Origin of the sequence: Blautia sp. HCN-1074, assembly GCF_037890165.1 — a bacterium.
Classification (GTDB): Bacteria; Bacillota; Clostridia; order Lachnospirales; family Lachnospiraceae; genus Blautia_A.
Map to the genome: position 1 here is coordinate 73,401 of NZ_JBBKBP010000015.1, position 22,221 is coordinate 95,621.

Here is a 22,221-nt window from a genome sequence, read left to right on the forward strand (position 1 = left end):
TTTTATAACTAAAAGGATACGATGATATGGGACATGAAACAGGAATAAAAATTAGAAAAAAAGAGTGGGATGTTTTCGTTTTTGGAGATGCGAATATTGACCTGATCATTCCAAATGTGAATCATTTACCATGTGCGGGACAGGAAGAACTTGTTGATACGATGAAAACTTTTGTGGGAGGCGGCGCAGCCCTTTTCACACTTGGACTTGGCAGACTTGGAATGCATTGCGCATTTCAGGGCGTAATCGGAGACGATTTGTACGGTGAATTTATATTGCAGGAATTTAAAGAAAAAAATATCGACACCAGATTTGTAAGCAAAAGTAAAGAAACAGGAACAGGAATTTCGCTGAGTTTCACAAATGAACAGGATAGAGGATTTCTGACTTATCAGGGTGGAAATGCAAAGGTAAATATTCAAAATATAAACCTGGAAGAAGTGTCTAAAGCCAGACACATCCATATAACAGGATACGAAGGAAACAGAAATCATCGGGAATATCTGCAATTTATGAAAACTCTGAAGCAGAGGCAGGATGTTACGATTTCTTTTGATCTGGGATGGGATCCGGAAGAAATCTGGGATCGCAAAATATATGAATTGTTTCCTTATATAGATGTGCTGTTTATGAATGAGACAGAAGCTGTCCGTTACAGTGGACTTGAAAATGTAAAAAAGGCGGCGGAGAAATTTGCGTCTATGTGTGGAACCGCAGTGGTAAAACTTGGAAAAAATGGTTCCCTGGCGGTAAAAAATGGAAAGTTGTATCAGGTGAATCCTTTTGCGGTACAGGTTCGGGATACTACCGGAGCAGGAGATTCTTTTAATGCTGGGTTTGTGTATGGATTTCTTATGGATAAAGACACAGAGGAATGTCTGAGACTGGGAAATGCATGCGGAGCATTAAGTGTGACTGCACTTGGCGGGAACAGTGCGTTTCCGGCTAGAAAATATCTGGATGACTTTCTGAGTGCGGAATAATAAAGAAAGGGGCAGCGAAAGATGAAAATTGCAGTAATAGGTGGCGCAGGAGTGCGCACGGTTATTTTTATTAATGGTCTTTTGAGGAGATATAAAAAGCTCAATATTGATGAAGTTTCTCTGTTTGATATTAATAAAGAAAAACTTGACATTATTGGAAAACTTTGTATGTATGTGGTGGAAAGGGAGAAAAAAGACCTAAGAATTACTCTTTGTGATACATGTGAAGGGGCTGTGGCAGGCACTGATTATATTGTAACTACGCTGCGTGTAGGCGGCGACCATTCCAGGGTACAGGATGAACGGGCAGCATTAAATGCGGGAGTGATCGGTCAGGAAACTACCGGTGCAGGCGGATTTTCTATGGCAGCAAGAACAATTCCGGTATTATTGGATTATTGCAGGATTTTTCAAAAATATGCGCCGGATGCCTGGATTTTTAATTTTTCTAATCCTTCCGGGCTTGTAACTCAGGCACTTACGCAGGCAGGGTATGATAAAGTGATAGGAATCTGTGATGCGCCCAGTGCGACGAAATTCAGAATGGCAGAGAGGCTTGGTGTGGAGGAAGATGAACTATATGTGGAGTTTTTTGGACTAAATCATTTGTCCTGGATTTCCAGTGTGAAGAAGAAGGGAAAGGAAATTCTTTCTGAACTGGTAAATGATGAAATTTTTCTGGATTCCATGCAGGAGTTTAAGACGATGGATCCGGAAGCTATCAGAAGCAGTAAAATGTTGCCAAATGAGTATCTGTACTATTATTATCACAGAGAAAAGGCTTTGGAACATATTTTAAACAGCGAAAATACCAGAGGAGAAGCGATAGAGAAAATCAATCAGCAGATGATGAAGGAACTTTCGGGAATGGATATCAATGCAGATCCGGAAGAGGCGCTTCAGACATTTCTGTACTATATGCAGGTCAGAGAAAACTCCTATATGAGTGTTGAGTCCGGAGTAAGTGTCAGACCTCTGCTTGAAAAAGGAAAGCTTCCGATTCCGGAAGGAATGGGATATGCCGGTGTTATGCTGGACTGTATAGAAGGAATGCAGAGCGAAGAGGGAAAATACCTGGTTTTGTGTATTAAAAATCAGGGCAGTCTGAACTTCCTGGATAATGACGATATTGTTGAAGTTACCTGTAAGGTTTCAAGCAGAGGAATTGAGCCTGTGAAGTTTGGAAAAATTCCTCTTTATTGTGAAAATCTGATCCGAACGGTAAAATCATATGAAAAATGCAGCATAGAAGCAATCGTAACAAATGACAGAGAAAAAGTAGTATGGGCACTGGCCATGAATCCATTGGTAAATTCCTGGTCTGTTGCCAGAAAACTGGAAGAGGAATTTTATAATGCGCGGTCTTGAGAGAGGATTTCTTTTGTGATATACTAAATCGAAATCAGGGGATAAGCGCAATACTATATAAGGAAAGGAAAGTTGTATTTCGGTGAAAGAATACAGCCAGGAAATTTATTATGAAATATGCGGTAGCGATTGATATAGGCGGAACAAATACAAGAGTTGCACTCGTTAATGAGAAACTGGAGATTACAGACAGGCAGCAGTTTTCTACAAATCCGGAAAATCCGGAGGAAACGCTTGGTAAGATTGCAGAGGTAATCAAAGGATATAATCATGAGATCGTAGGCGTGGGAATGTCCTGTCCGGGACCTCTTGATCTGGTGAATGCCAGAATTATCACCCCTCCGAATTTAAGAGGAGACTGGCATCATCTGGCAGTTGCAGAGAAACTGCAGAGCATGATTCATATTCCGGTGTATTTAAATAATGATGGAAATCTTGCAGCACTTGCCGAGGCAGTTGCAGGAGAAGGAAAGGATTACAGATTTGTTCAGTTTCTGACGATATCTACAGGGGTGGGTTCAGGATTTGTAATAGATAAGAAAATTTTCCAGGGCGCTCATGGCTGGGCAAATGAAGTAGAGAATACGATCATGATGCAGGATGGTCCGTCACATGGCACGATTCTTCCGGGAGGTATTGAGGCAATCAGCAGCGGAACGGCTATCACCGTGCGTGCGAGAAAAGCCGGACTCGATGTAAAACATGCAGGAGAAGTCAATGATCTGGCTCTTGCCGGAAATGAAACTGCAAAGAAAATCATGATGGATGCGAAACAGCATCTTGCCAATTTCATTGCGGCCATTTATAATCTTGTTGATCCGGATATCGTGATACTGGGCGGTTCTGTGGCAATTAAGGTGGATGGCTTTGTACAGGAAGTAGAGGAGCTTGTAAAGAGTAAAGTCTACGAAGCTCAGAGACCATTTATTAAGGTAAGAAAATCTACATTAAATGAAGATTCCGGCCTGATTGGAGCTGCATATCTGGCTTTTTCAAAATAGGAAGAGCTTTAAGCTAAATGAACAGTGGCAGTAGTTGTCTGCAAGCATATCTGGCAGGTATCCGGGAGACATTAGTAAAATTAAGAAGGTAATGGCATATAATTATGAAACGGCTGATCATAAAAAACAAAAGAAAAATATGGTGTTGGTTTTTGCTTATCATTTTTTTGATATTGGCCTGCAGGGCTGCTTATGTTACGGGCAATGGAGCAGGACAGACAAGAGATGATGAAGTAAAAGAAGAACAGGTAAAGAATGAAGCAATACAGGATGAAATGGAGAAATTATGCTGAATCAATTTTCAAGAACAGAGCTTCTTCTGGGAAAAGAGGCAATGAATAAACTGGAGAACTCCCGTGTGGCAGTATTTGGAATCGGCGGAGTTGGAGGATATGTATGCGAAGCACTTGCAAGAAGTGGTGTGTATTCTTTTGACCTGATCGATGATGATAAAGTATGCCTGACTAATCTTAACAGACAGATCATTGCTACCAGAAAGACGGTAGGCCAGTATAAGGCTGAAGTGATGAGAGACAGAATCCTGGAAATTAATCCGAAGGCAGATGTGAGAATCCATAAGTGCTTTTATCTTCCGGAAAATGCAGCTGATTTTGATTTTAATGAGTATGATTATGTAGTGGATGCAGTGGATACTGTGACTGCGAAGATTGAGTTGATCATGCGTGCGAAGGAGTCTGGTACTCCGATCATCAGCAGTATGGGTGCCGGTAATAAACTGGATGCCAGTGCGTTTCGGGTGGCGGATATTTATAAGACGAAGGTTTGTCCGCTGGCGAAGGTTATGCGCAGGGAATTGAAGAAGCGCGGTGTGAAGAAACTGAAGGTTGTTTATTCGGAGGAACAGCCAATCAGACCGGTTGAGGATATGGCAATTAGCTGTAAGGAGAATTGTATCTGTCCTCCGGGGGCTGAACATAAGTGTACGGAGCGCAGAGCTATTCCGGGCAGTGTGGCGTTTGTACCTTCTGTGGTTGGACTGATTATTGCAGGAGAGGTTATTAAAGACCTGACTGCAGAGTGCAGAAGATAAAAAATGTTTATGTGGATGTGTATTGTATCAGAGATGGTATGGTGCACATCTTTTTTGTCTGGGGGCAGGGGACGCGCAGAAAAATAATTCATTTTGTGTGCACACAAAATTTTTGCGGGGGTGGGAATGTGTTGACTATCATGGGGTTTCAAAGTATAATGATGGCTGGTGAATTGGGCGGAAATATAGGGTGATTCATCAGATGCAGGCGATTGATTTTTAAGAGATAAAGGCAGGTTATATATGAATACAATTAGTGTGGAAGAGCTGGAAAAGATTGATTCTTCTAAGATTACAATCGTGGATGTGCGGCCGGCGGATCAGTATAGTAGGGGGTCTTTTCCTGGGGCGGTGAATATTCCGCTGGATGAGTTTGATGAGAAGATGGAGGCTGTTGATAAAGATAAAACAGTATATGTTCTCTGCCATACGGGGGACAGAAGCCGGGATTGTGTGGAGAAGCTGAGTGATGCAGGGTATGAGGCTGTGAATATAGAAGGTGGATATCGAGCCTATCTGAGACTTTCTCTGAGCCGTTTTATGGAGAATGATGCTAAGGAGCAGAAGGAACTGAAGACGAAAGAGATTGAGCACAGTATTATCAAGACGTTCAGAAAGACAGTCTGGAGACCGTTTACCAAGGCTTTGAATGAGTATCAGCTGATTCAGGAGGGAGATAAGATTGCTGTCTGTATTTCAGGTGGTAAGGACTCTATGCTGATGGCGAAGCTGCTTCAGGAGCTGAAGCGCCATGGGAAGATTCATTTTGAACTGGTGTTTCTGGTAATGAATCCGGGCTATAATGCGGATAACTGGAAGATTATTCAGGATAATGCAGAGCTTCTGGGAATTCCTCTTACGGTTTTTGAAAGTGATATTTTTGATACAGTGGCAGAAATTGAGAATAATCCCTGTTATCTTTGTGCGAGAATGAGACGTGGTTATCTGTATTCTCATGCCAAGGAGCTGGGATGTAATAAGATTGCGCTGGGACATCATTTTGATGATGTGATCGAGACGATCCTCATGGGTATGCTGTACAGTGGTAAGGTGGAGACTATGATGCCGAAGCTGCACAGTCAGAATTTTGAGGGAATGGAACTGATCCGTCCTATGTATCTGATCAAGGAATCTGCGATCAAGGCATGGAGAGATACTAATGGGCTGCACTTCATTCAGTGTGCATGCCGTTTTACTGAGAACTGTGTAAGCTGTGGGGGCGGACGTGGTTCCAAGCGTGATGAGATGAAAGAGCTGGTTGCACAGTTTAGAAATACAAGCAGTGTGATCGAGACGAATATCTTTAACAGTGTGCGGGATATTAATCTTCGTACTGTTATGGGATATCATAAAGATGGAGAATACTACAATTTCCTGGATGACTACGATCAGCGTGGAAATAAGGGCGCTGATAAGGAAAAAGAATGATAACAGCAAAATCTTCATTTGTGGAAGAGAAATACACTGCTCAGTATTATAGTGGGAACGGTTGTCTATATGTTTCTGGTGCAGGTGGTGTTCTAAAAGGAGGGGTCCATGACCTTACAGGAGATTCTTGAAAGTGTAAAAAGTGGTTCTGTATCTGTGGAAGAGGCAGAGAGAATCCTTAAGAAAGAAAGTTATGAAGAAATGGAGTATGCGAAGCTGGATACAAGCCGTAAGGCAAGAACCGGTTTCGCAGAAGTAATCTACTGCAGTAATAAGGCAGATGAACATCTTCTGAATATTTTTGAAAGATTATACAGAGAAGACGGTGAGGTATTCGGGACCAGAGCTTCCCAACCTCAGTATGAACTGGTGAAGGAGAAGTTTCCGGAAGTGGAATATGATCCGATCTCACGTATTTTAAAGATTGAGAAGAAAGATAAGAAGCGTATTGGCAAGATTGCAGTGTGTTCAGCGGGAACAGCAGATATTCCGGTTGCTGAGGAAGCTGCGCAGACAGCGGAATATTTCGGTACAAATGTTGAACGGATTTATGATGTGGGAGTCAGCGGAATGCATCGTCTGTTTTCCAGACTGGAGACAATCCAGAGTGCGAACTGTGTAGTTGCAGTTGCAGGAATGGAGGGAGCTCTTGCCAGTGTGATGGGCGGTCTGGTGAGCAGACCTGTGATCGCAGTACCCACATCTGTGGGGTATGGTGCAAGTATGCATGGTCTTTCTGCGCTTCTTACTATGATCAATTCCTGTGCGAACGGTATTGCGGTGGTGAATATTGATAATGGATATGGTGCCGGCTATCTGGCAACGCAGATCAACCGTCTGGCGGCAGGTGCAGATGAGAAAGGAAATTGATTATGGGAAAAACATTATATCTGGAATGTTATTCAGGGATAAGTGGTGATATGACAGTAGCCGCACTTCTTGATCTGGGGGCTGACCGCGCAGTGCTGGACAGGGTGCTGAAGAGTCTTAAGGTATCAGGATTTGAGACAAAGATCAGCAGAGTTGTGAAGTCCGGAATAGATGCATGTGATTTTAATGTTGTGCCGGATAAAGAGCATGAAAATCATGACCATGATATGGAATATCTGCATGGACATCATCATGAAGGTCAGGAGCGCAATCACGTCCATGGTACAGGAACAGCGAAAGACCATCACCATCACGAACACCGTGGAATAAAGGAAATTACTTATATTATAGAGCATAGCGCAATGACTGAGAATGCAAAGAAGATCGCATTGCGTATATTTGAAATTCTTGCAGAGGCAGAGAGTAAAGCACACAATGTGCCTGTAAATCAGGTGCATTTTCATGAGGTGGGAGCAGTTGACTCTATTGTGGATATTGTGTCTGTGGCAGTCTGTCTGGATGATCTGGATGTTACAGAGGTTATCGTTCCTGTTCTCTGCGAGGGACGTGGAACTGTCCGCTGTCAGCATGGCATCCTGCCAATCCCGGTTCCGGCAGTTGCGAATATAGTAAGTGCCAATCATTTATATCTGAAAATGACAGAGGTAGAAGGTGAACTTGTAACGCCTACAGGTGCAGCAATCGTGGCAGCAGTGAAAACAAAGGATAAACTTCCGGAAACATTTGAAATCCGGAGGATTGGAATCGGCGCAGGTAAACGCCAGTATGAGTGTCCGGGAATCCTAAGGGCAATGATTATCTCACAGAGCGCAGAAACAGATGAAGCAAAGGCTCAGACAGAAGAATTCAAACACCCGGAAATCGGAAATAATCCGAAAGCTGAAAATCAGGAAACCAAAGATACGATTATCAAGATGGAGACAAACATTGATGACTGCAGTGGAGAAGTTCTGGGATTTGTCATGGAACGTCTGATGAAAGCCGGTGCCAGAGATGTGCATTATGTGCCTGTTTTTATGAAAAAGAACAGACCTGCATGGGTTCTGAATGTGATCTGTAAGGAAGAAGATATGGAAACGCTTCAGAATATTATTTTTGAAGAAACTACTACGATTGGAATTCGTTATAGCAGAATGGAACGTACGATTCTTCCCAGAGAAACGAGAACCCTTCCGACTCCATGGGGAGAAGTTCTGGCAAAGGTATGCACTTTGAATGGAAAAGAGCAGCTTTATCCGGAATATGAGAGCGTTGCACAGTTGAGCAGAGAAAAAGAGATCCCGTTTACAGAAATTTATCGTTATATTGTTTTGGCAAATAAAGACAAAGAATAACTTTCATATATGAACCCTTTGGTTTCCCTGAGAGTACTCCACGCGAAATCAAAGGGTACTTTTGTCTTGAAGTAGAGTTGTAAGAACTGTATACTGTATGTAGTATGAAAGGAGAAAAGAAATGTTTTGCATTGGCATTTGCGATGATGATGAAGGACTCTGCGGGGAACTGGAAAAAATGCTTTATGATTATGGAAAAGAGAATAAACTTCAGATGAATATTGATATCTGGTATCAGGGAGAAAGCCTGTGCCGGTTCCTGAGAGAAAACAAGAAGATTCTTGATGTGCTATTTCTGGATATAGAATTACTGACAACAAATGGAATTGAAGTGGGACGTTTTATAAGAGAAGAACAGGAAAACATGGAAACTGCAATTGTTTACATTTCAGCGAACAGCAGTTATGCGATGGATTTATTTCGTGTACAGCCTACAGATTTTCTGATCAAACCTTTAGACAAAATAAAAGTTGGGAATGTCATGAACAGGATTCAGAAAATTTCGGAAGTCAGAAAAGGTATTTTCGAGTACTTTGGCAGTGGATATTATTTCAAGGTGCTATATAAAGATATTCTGTATTTCAGCAGTCAGAATAAAAAAGTGCATCTGGTTTTAAAAGACGGACAGAAAGAATTTAATGGCAAACTGAAAGAAATAGCAAAGAAAATTCCGGGAAATTTCATTCAGATTCATCAGTCGTACCTGATCAATTTTGATTATATCGAAGAATGTTCTTATGAATCTGTGAAAATGAAAAACGGAGATACAATTCCAATCAGCCAGCCATATCGGAAATCAGTGAGAAAGCAACTGGCGGAACGTGTGTGGAGGGACAGAGAGTAAATGTTTGCGTTGATAACTACATTAAGCACGAATCTTTTGCGTACATATATAATCTATCGCTTTATGAGGCTGTTCTTTTGGACAGATATTGAGGAAAAGAAAAAAGAAAGAGCCTGTTATGTATTGTTTTTTATTTTGACAGCAGTGGTACATCTGATATTTTGTTCGCCAGGTATGAGTGTGATAACAAATATAGTGCTGATTTTTTTGATTACAGTGTGTTATGAAGGAGCATTGAAAAAGAAAATATTTGTGACACTACTTGTATATGGAACTAATATGGGATGTGATTTAGTATCTGTTCATTTACTGACAGATTATTCAATAACAGGGAAAGTCGGTGAATGTGCTGCGTATATAACTGTACTATTATTGCTGATTTGTGATGTTATTTCAGAAAAAATCTTGATTAAGAATAAAGGAGAAGATAAAACTCCGCATGGGATGATACTGGCGGTTATTTCAGCACTTTGTCTGGCAGAATTGCTTATTGTTGAACAGGAACTAAAAAATCGTATCCTGCTGGTGTTATTTGGATGTTGTGTTTTGGCAGTTGTATTATTGATTTTCTATTTATATGATGTTCTGATAAGTGCGTATAAGAAACTGGAAGAACAATCTCTTATGGAAAAACAAATGCTCATTTATTCTCACCAGTTGGATGTGTTGATGCAATCGGAAGAGAAAGTAAAAGCTCTACGCCATGATATGAAAAATCATCTGGGAGAACTTGCACTTATGGCTGCAAATCAGAATAATGAAGAAATTCGGAAATATATACAGGACATGGGGGAGTATATGCAGAATCAGTCTGAACTGGTCAGTTGTGGGAATAAGAATCTTGACAGTCTGCTGAATTATCTTCTGGGACAGGCAAAAAAGAAACTGAATCATGTAGAGTATGAGGTACGGGTACCATCTGATTTGTGTATATCAGCATTTGATCTGAATGTGATTTTGGGAAACTTGACAGAGAACGCAATAGAAGCAGCAGAACAGACGAAAGATAAATGGATGTCAGTGGATATATACTATGAAAAGGGCATGCTTTCCATGGAAATAAAAAACAGCTTTCAACATGAATTGGCTGTAGAGAAAAATAAATTATTGTCAACGAAGGAAGAAAAAGGACATGGCATTGGTCTTGCAAATGTCAGGAAGATGGTAGAGAAATATCAGGGATTTATGGATGTTTCGAATACAAATCAGATTTTTACTGTAAAGGTAATGCTGTACTTATAAATTATGTAGAATCTATGAAAGATAGTGTAGTGGTAGGACTGCGCTGTCTTTTATTTTGCAGAAAATTAGTCAAGAGGGAAAATATTGTGACAGAAAACATCATAAAAAACCACAATATGTTTTCGAAAAACGAATTTCGCCAATTTATATATGAATTCCGCCATTTTAGAAAATTTTGCAATAAATATGATATTATTCAAATACAAAGTAAGAAGAAATGAAATATATGTAAAAGGAGAATGAGAAAAGAATTAAAAAAAGTCATGGAGAAATATATTATTATGAAAAAAGTAAATAAATTTAAATTACTGGCAGCAGGGCTATTAATAGGAGTTGCTTTTTGGCTGTTAGGATCCGATTTCTTTACATTCATGATATGGTGGGAAATTTTATGGATTCTTGGATTGGTATTTATGCCGATAACGGCTCAGATATTCAAAGGTTTTGATGATAATGGATGGATGTATTCAAAGGTTATAGCAATAGTGATATGCGGATATGGAGTATGGATTTTGACTTCTATAAAAGTGGTTCACTTTACCACATTGAGTTCTATCGTAATTACTACCTTATGTGGGGGGAGCAGTATTGCTTATGGAATATATGGAAAACAAAGAAAGATTTTTCCGTGGAAACATATGGAACTTGTTTATTGGGAAGAAGTGATTTTCTTTGTTGTATTTCTTTTATGGACATATATGGCAGGATTTCATCCGGCAGCTCATGGAACTGAAAAATATATGGATTTTGGTTTTATGAAGTCTATGATGCGTAGCACAACACTTCCGTCAGAAGATATGTGGTATGCTGGCAAAGCTTTTAACTACTATTATGGTGGTCAATATTTTGCGGTGTTTCTTACGAAACTTACAGGAACAAAGGTAGAGATTACATACAATCTTATGCGTACCATGATAGCTGCATTTGCGTTTGTATTGCCATTTAGTCTTGTGCGCCAGATGCTTAAGGATAAATTAGGTAAAAGGGGAAGAGCATGGACAACAGATTTTGGAGGTATTTTAGCAGGTTTATCTGTATCCATGAGTGGAAACCTTCATTATATTATATATGGAAAAATTTTTACATTACTGGGGATAAGAGAAGATTACTGGTTTCCAGGCACAACACGATTTATAGGATTTGATCCACCTGTGACAGGGGACGAGACAATTCATGAATTTCCTTCATATTCTTTTGTTCTTGGGGATTTACATGCGCATGTGATTAATGTGTTTTTTGTTTTGGCAGTATTGGGGATTTTATATGCATGGATAAAAAGAAATTCCGGTAAAAGCTGGAAACAGAAAGAGATATTTCTGCTGGGACTGTTCCTTGGAATTTTCCTGTTTTCAAATACATGGGATTTTATGATTTATTATGTTGTAATATGTGGAACACTGTTTTTTGGAAATTTGAAGAGATATCTTAATTTTACAGATATGAAACCTTCAGATATGAGAACCGGTATAAAATGGAGCGTTGTGCAATGGATAGAACTTCTGCTGACTGCGGTGTTGGTTTCGTTACCATTCCATTTACAGTTTAAAAGTGTTATGGTACAGGGAATCGGAATTGTGAAAATTCATACGGCGTTTTATCAGTTTTGTGTATTATGGGCTTTTCCATTGCTTATATGTGGATTATTTGTCGTATCTACGCTGATAAAAAATAGGAATTTTACAAATAAAAAAAACAGGAATTTATTTTACAAAATTAATGTTTCTGATTTATACGGAGTTGTACTTCCTCTTTGTGCAATGGGACTAATATTGATTCCGGAAATCGTTTATGTAAGAGATATCTATGAAAAAACAGCACCAAGAGCAAATACTATGTTTAAGCTGACTTATCAGGCATATATACTTTTTGCGCTTATGATGTCGTATATTCTGGTATTTTTTGTGGCAGACAGAATAAAAATTTTGCAAGAAACTAAATTGGATAATAGATATGAGAAAAAGGTAAGATTATCAAAAGTGCAGATAACCGTTGGGGGAATGGCAATAATACTTCTTATATCTACCTGTGGATATTTCGTAAATGCTACAACAAATTGGTTTACAGGTTTTCCTCTGAAAAATAAATACCAAACTCTCAATGCAACTGCTTATATAGAAAATGCCATTCCTGAAGATGCGGCAGCAATACGATGGCTGAATAAAAATATTACAGGTCAGCCAACCGTTCTTGAAGCTTGCGGCGACAGTTATAAAGACTATGACAACCGGGTTTCTGCTATGACAGGTTTGCCGACGGTATTGGGATGGTATGTTCATGAATGGTTATGGCGAAATAATCTTGATGAAGAAAACAAAAGAAGAACAGACGTGGAAACTATTTATACTTCAACAGATAAAAAAGAAGTACAGGAACTGCTTGATAAATATGAGGTGAATTATATTTTTATTGGAAGCTGTGAATATCAAAAATATGAAGGGGTTAATGTAGCACTTTTAAGTTCATTGGGAGAAATAGTTTTTAAAGAGGAAAATACAATGATTGTGAAATTGTAATAAAACAGATTTCAAAAAGAAAACAGTCATATCTGATCGTGCAGATAAAAGTGGGTTCAATATCTTTTACTGTTTGTGCAACATTACAGAAATATTGGAGAGAAATTGTGGCAAAAAACCTTATAAAAAACACACTATATTTTGAAAAAACGAATTTCGCCAATTTATATATGAATTTCGCTGTTTCAGAAAATTTTGCGACGAATGTGTTATCATTTAAATATAAGTAAGAAGAACTGAAATGTATCTGAAGAAAGGAGAAGTATCAAATGAAACATAACAGAAGCAAAAACGCAGTGTTATTGATGATTATCTTTATTTGTAGTATTTGTTCGAATAATGTGTGGGCTCGTGAAACAGGGGCAATGGATCAACTGGAAAAGGAGAATCTGGACGATGTAGATAAAATGAATAAAGTATTGTATTATTATAATACTTTATTTTTTGAAAATTATACGGAAGAAGAATTGAAACAGCAGGAGAAATTTCAGAAAAGTATTCATTTATTGAATGAATTATATTTTGAATATGGATCTTTAGAAAATATTCCGATTTTGCCTTTTGACCCGGAAAATATCAGGGAGGGTGATTCATTATTTACGGAAGTTGTTGCTGTGATAAATACAGAAAATAATGAGACATATTTTGTAACAGAAAATGATGATATGAAGTTGTTAAAAAAATGTTTGGAAAAATTACAATATTACAATGGAAACTCTGTTACAAAATCAAATGAAGAACTAACGGAAGCAATAAAGAACTTTCAGAAAGAAGAAGGATTAACAATTGATGGAATAGCTGGAAACGAGGTATGGAGGAAAATAGATATTTTGATGCTGAACAAAATGATTGAAGATGATTGAAAAAGATAATCTTATTATGTTGGAGGTGATTCCGATATTCCTGCATGGAATACGTATTAATTTTTAACGGAATTAAGTAAGTATGTTAGCCCACTTCTTCGGAGAAGTGTTTCTATGGGGAGGATAGAAAGCCCTACAGCGTAAGTATGGCTTCCATGGATACAATGGGTATGAGTATGTTCTCCCCATGAGTAGAATCTGCTAAAGCGAATAAAAACCTAAAATTTCGCATACTGAAGGAGAATATCAAGAAAAATTTGAAACAATTGATGAAGGTGGAAATTTTGTTCCGGCAAAACCAGGTTCTTTTGGAGAATTAATAAGTTAAAAGAAAACAGTCACATAACTGAAAGAATATATTGATATTCATTGGATACATGTGACTGTTTCTTTTTATTTTTTATGAGGTGACATCTCGTTCAATTCTAACTGCTGTCTGGTAATTCCTGTAATTGAGGCAGGTAAATCTGATTGATTTGGTTAAATTACAGAGTGCTTACTCCGTCATCATCATAACGGTCATATTCAGCTCCCTCATATCCGATCATGCGGATAGTAGCAGGATCGATATCTTTTACTGTCTGTGCAACATCAGCAACCGGGATTGCTTTTCCCTTGCGGATGAACAGTGGAACTTCATTCAGGGCAACTTCTACATAGTGGTGGCCTTTTTCAAGGATTTCCTGAGAGATGGTTCCATCCGGCAGGAATTTGACGAACATCATTTCTTCTGGCAGATATACGTAGCGGCCTTTTGCGTTCTGTGTGTAAACAGGTGCGATCATAATTTCATTTCCGAGAAGAAGCTGATCCTCTACCTGAGTAGCAAAAGTATCGTCTGTATAGTCGAATGCCAATGGGCGGAACATCATATCATCGTTTAATGCCGCTTTCATGTATTCACTGTACAGATATGGAACAAGGCGATATCTGACACCAATCACATGGCGGAAGTCTTCGATATTTTCAAACTGGTAAGCTTCCTGTTCTCTGGTTCCCAGAGCGGAGTGGTTTCTCATAAGAGGTGTGAATACACCCAGTGCCAGCCAGCGAAGTACCAGGTCACGTGTGGTATCTGCACCGAATCCGCCCAGATCTGCACCTGTGTAAAGGAAACCGCACATATTCAGGGATGGAAGCATCTTTAAGTTCAGAAGGATGTGTGACCACCAGGATTTATTGTCTCCCATCCAGATTCCGCCGTATCTGTGCATTCCCACATAGGAGGAACGGGAGAACATCAGGAAACGTTTGCCAGGTGCGATTTTTTCAAATGCTTCACCTGCTGCACGGGTCATGTTATAGCCAAACAGGTTATGTACCTTGTCGTGGCGGATCTTCTGACCGTTTACATTGTGATAGAAGCGTTTGTAATCTTCCGGATTATTTGCAAGTCCTTTTACCTTTGCGCCGAGAACGAATCCAGATGTTTCTTCATTGTCCATGAAGTTGTCTTTGATGTATTCTTTTAATTCAGCAACGCCTTCCGGTGTGCAGAACATTGCAGGCTCGTTCATGTCATTCCAGAAACCGTCAATTCCTTTGGAAATCAGACGTTCGTATTTCTGTCCGAACCATGCTCTGGCATCTGCGTTCAGGACATCCGGGAAATGAGTCCAGCCCGGCCATACGGCGGAAACGAAATCACTGCCGTCTTCACGTTTGCAGAAGTAGTTCTTCTCAACGCCTTCTTCATAAACATCATAGCCAGCCTCTACCTTGACACCTGCATCGATGATCGGGACAAGGTGGATGCCTTTTTCTTTCATTTCATTGACATAGGCCTCAAAGTCAGGGAAGTTTTCCTGATTGACTGTGAAATCTTTGTAGTCTTCCATGTAATCGATATCCATGTATACCATATCAATCGGAATATTGTTTTCACGATATCCGTCAGCTGCTTTTCTGAAGTCGTCAGCAGTTGTATATCCCCAGCGGCTCTGACCGAAACCAAAAGCGAATTTAGGCGGAATATAGCTTCTTCCGATGATTTTACGGAACTGTTTTACAATATCGTAAGGAGTTTCGCCCTCGATCACATACAGATAAAGGTCTGCATCCTCACAGGTGATCTTTAACTGGGAAGAGAGTGTGTAACCGATATCAAACTTCAGTTTTCCGGGATAATCAACGAAGAGACCGAAAGTCTGCTTTCCGGAGATTACGAGGAAGTTGTGTGCTCCATAGAGGGAGATTTTATCTTCTGTATGGTTTGGCTGGTCGGAACAGTTGCTTTCATAAACATATCCACGTTTGTTGATTCCTCGGTTTGATTCGCCCAGACCATAGACAACATCGTTGTCATCCATGTCATAAGTAAAAGAGAAGCCGTTCTCTCTGGAGATAGTTCCGTATGCAGGAGTTCCCTCAGAAGCCGGGATGGAAGTTACGATGGCGTCGGTTTCAAATGGGGTTCCGTAAGTATATTTCTGAATCATTTTGTCATATCCTCCTTAGGTTGAAAATGGTCAAGCGGATAAAATCATCCGCTTTGCTACGCGGCGCTACACCGAATAACTGAAACGCTTAAGTACTGTTAGAAAATACATAGGTGTTTTCCTTGATTTCATATTTACAATAATAGAGGTTTGAGTGGGGAAATGCTACTGAAATTATGACAAATTTATACGTTATTTTGACTTTTTAACCGAATCAAGTAAGTCCCCTGCTTCAATTACGAAAAGCAATGAGCAGTGGAGTGGATAATTTTAGCTGCTTGCTCTGGCAACTTGTTGTGCTTTAATGCTTTATCTTAATAGAATTCTTTCTGTACATACGGTGAAAAAAGTGCTAAACTGTTATTATTACACGAAAGAAAGGTTTATTTAACATGCTTCAGACAATTGAATCCATCAATAACGTCGTAAATAATTTTATCTGGGGTGTCCCGGCTATGATCTGTATTATCGGCGTAGGGCTTTACCTGAGCCTGCGGACCGGTTTTGTCCAGATCCGCAAATTCCCGTATGCGCTTAAAACCACACTGGGAAGAATTTTTAAGAAGAAAGAGGCCTCTGACGGTTCTATGACACCTTTCCAGGCAGTCTGTACTGCACTGGCAGGTACAGTAGGTACCGGAAATATCGCCGGTGTTGCCGGAGCTATCGCCATCGGCGGACCGGGAGCTGTATTCTGGATGTGGGTTTCCGCAATCCTTGGAATGTGCACGAAATTTACAGAGGTTACCCTGGCAGTTCATTTCCGTGAGAGAAACAGACATGGAGATTATGTAGGCGGACCTATGTATTATATTAAGAATGGTCTGGGAAAGAACTGGAGATTTCTTGCAGTTCTTTATTCTGCATTCGGTGTGCTGACTGTATTTGGAACAGGTAATGCTACGCAGGTAAATACCATTACAACAGCAATTGATACGGCTCTTATTAACTTTAATGTGATTTCAGAGTCTTCCACAGGCAGACTGAATCTGATCCTTGGAATTGTGATCACGCTGCTGGTTGGTATGGTACTGCTGGGTGGTATCAAGCGAATCGGAAGTGTTTCCGAGAAGCTGGTGCCGTTTATGGCATTGTTTTATATTGTACTTGCATTGGGTGTTGTAATCTTAAATATCGGAAGAGTTCCGGCAGTTTTCCATGATATTGTTTATGGAGCCTTTAATCCGTCAGCAGTGACAGGCGGTGTGATCGGAAGCTTTTTCCTCAGTATGAAAAAGGGTGTTTCCAGAGGTATTTTCTCCAATGAAGCAGGACTTGGTACAGGGTCTATCGCTCATGCCTGTGCAGATACAAGCAAGCCTGTAAAACAGGGTATGTTTGGTATCTTTGAGGTATTTGCAGATACGATCGTGATCTGTACTCTGACAGCACTTGTGATCCTTGTAAGCGGCGTGCCGGTAAATTACGGTGCAGCGGCAGGTGCAGAACTTACAATTTCCGGATTTATTGCTACATACGGAGGCTGGGTTTCCATCTTTACGGCAGTTGCCATGTGCTGCTTTGCATTTTCAACGATTATCGGATGGGGACTTTACGGAGCTCGCTGCATTGAATTCTTATTCTCTGCAAAAGTTATCCGCCCATTTATGATCGCCTATTCATTAGTGGCAATCCTTGGTGCAACTGTAGATCTGGGACTTCTCTGGAGTATTGCTGAGACATTCAACGGTCTCATGGCAATCCCCAACTTAATTGGTGTATTCCTGCTTTCAGGAACCGCCATTACACTTACAAAAGAGTATTTCGCACAGAAATGATAAAAACAGTCTGGAGAGTTTTCTTCAGGCTGTTTATTAGTTTACTTGATGCTTGATGTTAGGTTATTGTTCAGACCCTTGCATAGGGCATTAGTAAAAATGACGAATTTTAAATTTTTTTATTGATGTTATGTACTGTTTTTTATCCGTCATTTTTACTTTATCCACAACCACCCGGATTCGCTTTTTTGCGGCTTTTCCCTTATAATGTGTATATAGATTTCAACGATTTCAGGAGGGAAGTGAGTGGACATTGAACTTATTCTATTCACTTCCCTTTTGTATTTCATCAGGAGAAAGCAGGCATAGAATATTTTTGTTAAAAAAACACAATAAAAATCTGATTATCCGCTAAAATACAGTATCTATCAGCATTTTCAAGGAAACAAACTCATCAATTTACTACTTATTTACTACCAACGAATGAGCCTTGATACGCAAGTTTTCCTAGATATGCAAAGATATGGTACAGCACATCAGTATTGAAACAAGAAAAAATTGAATATTTCATAGACTATGGAACGCCTAAAATGACGTTCCTTTTCTATTTTCAGCCGTTCTTATTGGACGGCTATTTTATTACCCAAAATGAAAGGAGCATTAGATTTATGAAAAAGATATTAAAACGATTGTGTACGGGCTTCTTAGCTCTTGCAACTGTCGTTACTGCTTTACCGACTACACCCGTTCATGCAGAAAGTAAGCAATACTGGACGGAAAGTGCAGAGCGTGTCGGTATCATTGAAAAAGTAATGAATGACGGTTCTATTGGTTCTACATTCAATGAGGGCATGATGAAAGTTGAGGGCGAAACTGCCTATTGTATCGACATCAATACAGATTTTAAGAATGGCTACAAGACCAGAGCTGACGCAAGCTCACGCATGAGTGCCGACCAGATTTCAGATGTGGCGTTATCCTTAGAATATGTCAAACAGTATGGCGAAGCCCACAAGGAACTGAACTACAAACAAGTTTATCTATTGGAACAATGTGTAGTCTGGCAGAGATTGAGCGTACATCTCGGCTGGCAATGTGATAACGTGCGAGCTTCTTATGATGAAATTCCAAAGGCAACGCAGGACGAAGTTTTCTCTGGTGCAAGAGCCTTTGTCAAAGAAAATAAAGGACGCTATGAATGTGGAGGTTATATCTACTCTGGCGAGGGACAGGAATTAGGGCAATTCTGGGCGAAGTTGAATGTCGGAAATGCTACACTTCAAAAGACTTCCAGTAATACCGGCATTACAGACGGTAACGAAAATTACTCTATTGCTGGTGCAACATACGGTGTCTTTGCTGATAAGGACTGCACAAAACAGCTTGCCACCCTTACGACTGATAAAAACGGAAATACAGATGTTGTAGAGGTAAAAGCAGGCACAATCTATATCAAGGAATTATCCGCACCAGCAGGATATAAGGTAGATAAAACTGTATATTCCTTAAAGGTTGAAGCTGGAAAGACAGCGACTTTGAAAGTATCTGATACGCCAAAAGTAACGGACACTTTGATTGAGCTTTTCAAGATTGACATGGAAACACAGAAAAACAATCCGCAAGGGAACGCTTCTCTAGCAGGCGCGGAATTTACATGGAAGTATTATGCTGGCTTCTATAATAAAGACAATCTCCCTGCCGAAGCTACTCGTACATGGGTTACAAAGACAATCGCTGAAACAGACAGCGACGGGACAGCCCACTACATTACAAAATTAGCGGACGCATACAAGGTATCTGGCGACAGCTTCTATATGCAGGACAGCAAAGCGGTTCTTCCACTTGGGACGCTAACCGTAGAAGAAACAAAAGCTCCAAACGGCTACTTGTTAGAGGGTGCATATATGCAGGCTGGCGATAAGTCCGAACAGATAAAAGGCTTATATGTAACACAGATTACCGAGGACGGCGACCTTGCCGTATTATCTGGAAGTAACCAGTTTTCCGTATCAGACAAGGTTATCCGTGGCGGTGTCAAAATTCAGAAACGAGATTTAGAAACGGGCGATACCAAACCACAAGGAAGTGCCACTTTGAAAGATACTGCCTTTGACATCATTTCCTTAAATGATAATGCGGTATTGGTTGAGGGCAAGCTCTACAAGAAAAATGAAGTCGTAAAGACTATTCATACAAACCTTGAGGGTGTCGCTTCCACTTCTGCTGACCTTTTACCTTATGGAAATTTCAGTATCGCTGAAAGTGAAGCTCCAAACGGATATTTGACAGACGGTGCAAAACCGATTGATTTTGCAATCACAGAAAACGGAAAAATCGTGGACTTAATCGACGAAGCCCATTCTATCTATAATCAGATTAAGCGTGGCGATATTGAGGGCGTAAAAATCGGTGCAGGCACACACAAGCGTCTTGCTGATGTTCCCTTTAGGATCACAAGCAAGACGACGGGCGAAAATCATGTGGTGGTAACTGATGATAACGGGCAATTCTCCACTTCTGCTGACTGGGCTTCTCACAAGCACAATACTAACGCAGGCAAGACCAGCGAGGACGGTGTGTGGTTTGGAACTTCTGAACCAGACGACAGCAAAGGTGCATTGCCTTATGATACCTACATCATTGAAGAAATGCGTTGCAACAGTAACAAAGGCTTTGAACTTATCCCACCTTTTGAAATCGTGGTATCAAGAAATAATCTTGTGATTGATTTAGGGACTTTGACTGATGAATACGAAAAAGAAATCTCTATCCATACCACAGCAACCAGCAAGGACGGCGAAAAGACTATCCTTGCAGGAAAAGAGGTTACGATTGTTGATACTGTCAAATTAGACGGACTTACAAAAGGCACAAAATACCAGCTCAAAGGTTGGCAGATGTTAAAGGAAGAAAACGCCGAGCTTATCATTGACGGGAAACGTGTAGAAAACGATTATACCTTTGTCGCTGATGATGAAGAAATGAAAGTGGAAATTTCCTGTACATTCAACGCGTCTGCTTTAGGTGGCAAGAACCTTGTTACCTTTGAGGAATTGTATGATTTAAGCAATCCAGACGAACCCGTAAAAGTTGCGGAACACAAGGACATTGAGGACGACGGGCAGACGGTACTTATCACAGAGCGTATCATCAAAATTCATACGACTGCTACCGATAAGGACGGCAACAAAGAGATTGAAGCAGGAAAAGACGTTACAATCATTGATACCGTAACCTTAGAGGGCTTAGAAGTCGGTACACAGTACAAACTTGTGGGCTGGCAGATGTTGAAAGAAGAAAATGCAGAGTTTCTTATCAATGGAAAACGTGTGGAAAGTGATTACACCTTTACTGCTGACAGCGAAAACATGAAAGTGGAAGTTGTCTTTACCTTTGACGCTACTTCCCTTGACGGAAAACAGCTTGTAACTTTTGAGGAATTATACGATTTAAGCAATCCAGACGAGCCGAAGAAAGTTACCGAGCATAAGGATATTGAGGACGAGGGACAGACGATTACTTTTAAGGAAAAGCCAGAAGAACCAGAGAAACCCGAAACACCACCGACACCGGAAAAGCCTAACAGACCTAGCGACAGTCCAAAAACGGGCGACAGTACAAATGTAATGGCATTTATCGTGATGTTGCTTGCGTCTGCTGGTGGACTGGCTGGAACATATCTTTACAAACTCCGTAAAATGAAAAAATCATAAGGCGGTAACGGTATGATGAAAGAAAAATCACGTTCTCCGCCGAAGCGGTCAAACGGCAGATTTTTGCTTATTCTGGCTTGTCTGCCAACAACCTGCAAGAACACGGATAGTCAAGGGTGCGTAAGCATTGATTTTACCCTTTACTATCTGTGGGATTGCTGGTACTTCCCAAACCGCTAGAATAAGAAATCACAATCAATTAACTTATCAATTATCAAAATAGAAAGAAACGAGGTAAAACAATATGGAAATGAAATATGTCGTGCCAGATATGGCACAGTCTTTTGGAACTCTTGAATTTGCAGGGGAAAGCGAGCCTATCTTTGAAAGAGATAAAAACAATCGCAAGGTCATAGCCAGACGAAGCTATAACCTTTATTCTGACATACAGAAAGGCGAAAATGTTGTGGTGGAAATTCCTGTGCAGGCTGGCGAAAAGCATTTCAAGTATGAGCAGAAAGTAAAACTTGTCAATCCGAAGTTATACGGCAGAGGTTACGCAATCGGGGATATGGGACATACCGATTATGTATTAGTTGCTGATGATATTGTAGCAGTTGAAGAAAAGTAAAGGAGTGGAAAATTTATGAGATTATCAAACGGGTTTGTTATTGACAAAGAGAAAACATTTGGAGAATTAAAATTTACAGCGGTACGTGATGTGTTCTTGCAGAATGAGGACGGGACACCGAGTACCCAGCTTAAAAAGCGTATCTATGATTTGAAGTGCAGTCTGCACGGTGGAATTATCCCCGTGTCTGTACCGCCAGAAGTACCGTTAAGGGAATTTCCTTACAATGCAGTTGTGGAGCTTGTCAATCCAGTAGCCGATAC

The 22,221-nt window shown here is 40.2% G+C and carries 17 protein-coding genes and 1 pseudogene; 17 read left to right on the plus strand and 1 reads right to left on the minus strand.

The features are described 5' to 3' along the window. The first annotated feature begins 26 nt into the window (after positions 1-26). From WKT11_RS12930 to WKT11_RS12990, 13 genes and pseudogenes are all read left to right on the plus strand, one after another. Entirely contained in the window at positions 27-983 is a 957-nt protein-coding gene (locus WKT11_RS12930; RefSeq protein WP_117676520.1) for a carbohydrate kinase family protein, read from the plus strand. A 21-nt stretch (positions 984-1,004) separates the two neighbouring features. Next, positions 1,005-2,351 carry a family 4 glycosyl hydrolase gene (locus WKT11_RS12935; RefSeq protein ID WP_118247321.1) on the plus strand — a complete coding sequence of 449 codons (1,347 nt, stop codon included), beginning with the start codon at positions 1,005-1,007 and terminating at the stop codon, positions 2,349-2,351. A gap of 110 nt (positions 2,352-2,461) precedes the next feature. After that, on the plus strand, positions 2,462-3,352 hold the full coding sequence (locus tag WKT11_RS12940; protein WP_117676518.1) for an ROK family protein: 891 nt from the start codon (positions 2,462-2,464) through the stop codon (positions 3,350-3,352). 152 nt (positions 3,353-3,504) lie between these two features. Continuing rightward, the gene (locus WKT11_RS12945) at positions 3,505-3,645 is read left to right on the plus strand and encodes a hypothetical protein (protein ID WP_173682472.1); all 141 of its coding nucleotides are present in this window, start codon (positions 3,505-3,507) and stop codon (positions 3,643-3,645) included. Next, positions 3,639-4,403, plus strand: coding sequence for a tRNA threonylcarbamoyladenosine dehydratase (locus WKT11_RS12950; RefSeq protein WP_118247320.1), 765 nt, complete (start codon positions 3,639-3,641; stop codon positions 4,401-4,403). Before WKT11_RS12945 ends, WKT11_RS12950 begins: the two co-directional genes overlap by 7 nt. Positions 4,404-4,646: 243 nt before the next feature. Beyond that, positions 4,647-5,831 (plus strand): rhodanese-like domain-containing protein, encoded by a 1,185-nt coding sequence (locus WKT11_RS12955; protein WP_118247318.1) that lies wholly within the window; start codon positions 4,647-4,649, stop codon positions 5,829-5,831. Between the two features lie 12 nt (positions 5,832-5,843). Beyond that, positions 5,844-5,927, plus strand: a pseudogene (locus WKT11_RS12960) (AzlD domain-containing protein); the annotation flags it as partial. A gap of 12 nt (positions 5,928-5,939) precedes the next feature. Beyond that, on the plus strand, positions 5,940-6,701 hold the full coding sequence (larB, locus tag WKT11_RS12965; protein WP_118247317.1) for a nickel pincer cofactor biosynthesis protein LarB: 762 nt from the start codon (positions 5,940-5,942) through the stop codon (positions 6,699-6,701). A 2-nt stretch (positions 6,702-6,703) separates the two neighbouring features. Then, positions 6,704-8,056 (plus strand): nickel pincer cofactor biosynthesis protein LarC, encoded by a 1,353-nt coding sequence (gene larC, locus WKT11_RS12970; protein ID WP_118247316.1) that lies wholly within the window; start codon positions 6,704-6,706, stop codon positions 8,054-8,056. Between the two features lie 121 nt (positions 8,057-8,177). Beyond that, the gene (locus WKT11_RS12975; RefSeq protein ID WP_118247315.1) at positions 8,178-8,900 is read left to right on the plus strand and encodes a LytR/AlgR family response regulator transcription factor; all 723 of its coding nucleotides are present in this window, start codon (positions 8,178-8,180) and stop codon (positions 8,898-8,900) included. A gap of 405 nt (positions 8,901-9,305) precedes the next feature. After that, positions 9,306-10,142 (plus strand): sensor histidine kinase, encoded by an 837-nt coding sequence (locus WKT11_RS12980; RefSeq protein WP_182364474.1) that lies wholly within the window; start codon positions 9,306-9,308, stop codon positions 10,140-10,142. A gap of 239 nt (positions 10,143-10,381) precedes the next feature. Next, the gene (locus WKT11_RS12985) at positions 10,382-12,655 is read left to right on the plus strand and encodes a DUF2298 domain-containing protein (RefSeq protein WP_243098840.1); all 2,274 of its coding nucleotides are present in this window, start codon (positions 10,382-10,384) and stop codon (positions 12,653-12,655) included. 269 nt (positions 12,656-12,924) lie between these two features. Beyond that, complete coding sequence (locus WKT11_RS12990) at positions 12,925-13,518, plus strand: peptidoglycan-binding domain-containing protein (RefSeq protein WP_118247313.1); 594 nt, start codon at positions 12,925-12,927, stop codon at positions 13,516-13,518. Positions 13,519-14,003: 485 nt separating this feature from the next. Here WKT11_RS12990 and WKT11_RS12995 read toward each other — a convergent pair whose 3' ends face one another. Then, complete coding sequence (locus WKT11_RS12995) at positions 14,004-15,956, minus strand: glycoside hydrolase family 31 protein (RefSeq protein ID WP_118247312.1); 1,953 nt, start codon at positions 15,954-15,956, stop codon at positions 14,004-14,006. Positions 15,957-16,348: 392 nt separating this feature from the next. Here WKT11_RS12995 and WKT11_RS13000 point away from each other — a divergent pair, with 392 nt between their 5' ends. The 4 genes from WKT11_RS13000 to WKT11_RS13015 form a co-directional block, all read left to right on the plus strand. Beyond that, positions 16,349-17,734, plus strand: coding sequence for an alanine/glycine:cation symporter family protein (locus WKT11_RS13000; protein ID WP_118247311.1), 1,386 nt, complete (start codon positions 16,349-16,351; stop codon positions 17,732-17,734). 608 nt (positions 17,735-18,342) lie between these two features. Next, positions 18,343-21,387: an SrtB-anchored collagen-binding adhesin gene (locus tag WKT11_RS13005; protein ID WP_340284828.1), complete on the plus strand. Its 3,045-nt coding sequence runs from the start codon at positions 18,343-18,345 to the stop codon at positions 21,385-21,387. 244 nt (positions 21,388-21,631) lie between these two features. Beyond that, a complete protein-coding gene (locus WKT11_RS13010; RefSeq protein WP_008687121.1) occupies positions 21,632-21,958 on the plus strand; it encodes a YdcP family protein in 327 nt (108 codons plus the stop codon). 15 nt (positions 21,959-21,973) lie between these two features. Beyond that, positions 21,974-22,221: YdcP family protein (locus WKT11_RS13015; protein WP_117964071.1), on the plus strand; the 248-nt coding region annotated here is incomplete at its 3' end.

Excerpts from the sequence above, each read along its gene's own strand:
- WKT11_RS12955 (WP_118247318.1), top strand. The coding sequence starts at position 4,647 with ATGAATACAATTAGTGTGGAAGAGCTGGAAAAGATTGATTCTTCTAAG.
- WKT11_RS12930 (WP_117676520.1), top strand. The coding sequence starts at position 27 with ATGGGACATGAAACAGGAATAAAAATTAGAAAAAAAGAGTGGGATGTT.
- WKT11_RS13000 (WP_118247311.1), top strand. The coding sequence starts at position 16,349 with ATGCTTCAGACAATTGAATCCATCAATAACGTCGTAAATAATTTTATC.
- WKT11_RS12990 (WP_118247313.1), top strand. The coding sequence starts at position 12,925 with ATGAAACATAACAGAAGCAAAAACGCAGTGTTATTGATGATTATCTTT.
- WKT11_RS13005 (WP_340284828.1), top strand. The coding sequence starts at position 18,343 with ATGAAAAAGATATTAAAACGATTGTGTACGGGCTTCTTAGCTCTTGCA.
- WKT11_RS13010 (WP_008687121.1), top strand. The coding sequence starts at position 21,632 with ATGGAAATGAAATATGTCGTGCCAGATATGGCACAGTCTTTTGGAACT.
- WKT11_RS12995 (WP_118247312.1), bottom strand. The coding sequence starts at position 15,956 with ATGATTCAGAAATATACTTACGGAACCCCATTTGAAACCGACGCCATC.
- WKT11_RS12940 (WP_117676518.1), top strand. The coding sequence starts at position 2,462 with ATGAAATATGCGGTAGCGATTGATATAGGCGGAACAAATACAAGAGTT.
- WKT11_RS12950 (WP_118247320.1), top strand. The coding sequence starts at position 3,639 with ATGCTGAATCAATTTTCAAGAACAGAGCTTCTTCTGGGAAAAGAGGCA.
- WKT11_RS12975 (WP_118247315.1), top strand. The coding sequence starts at position 8,178 with ATGTTTTGCATTGGCATTTGCGATGATGATGAAGGACTCTGCGGGGAA.
- larC (WP_118247316.1), top strand. The coding sequence starts at position 6,704 with ATGGGAAAAACATTATATCTGGAATGTTATTCAGGGATAAGTGGTGAT.
- larB (WP_118247317.1), top strand. The coding sequence starts at position 5,940 with ATGACCTTACAGGAGATTCTTGAAAGTGTAAAAAGTGGTTCTGTATCT.
- WKT11_RS12985 (WP_243098840.1), top strand. The coding sequence starts at position 10,382 with ATGAGAAAAGAATTAAAAAAAGTCATGGAGAAATATATTATTATGAAA.
- WKT11_RS12935 (WP_118247321.1), top strand. The coding sequence starts at position 1,005 with ATGAAAATTGCAGTAATAGGTGGCGCAGGAGTGCGCACGGTTATTTTT.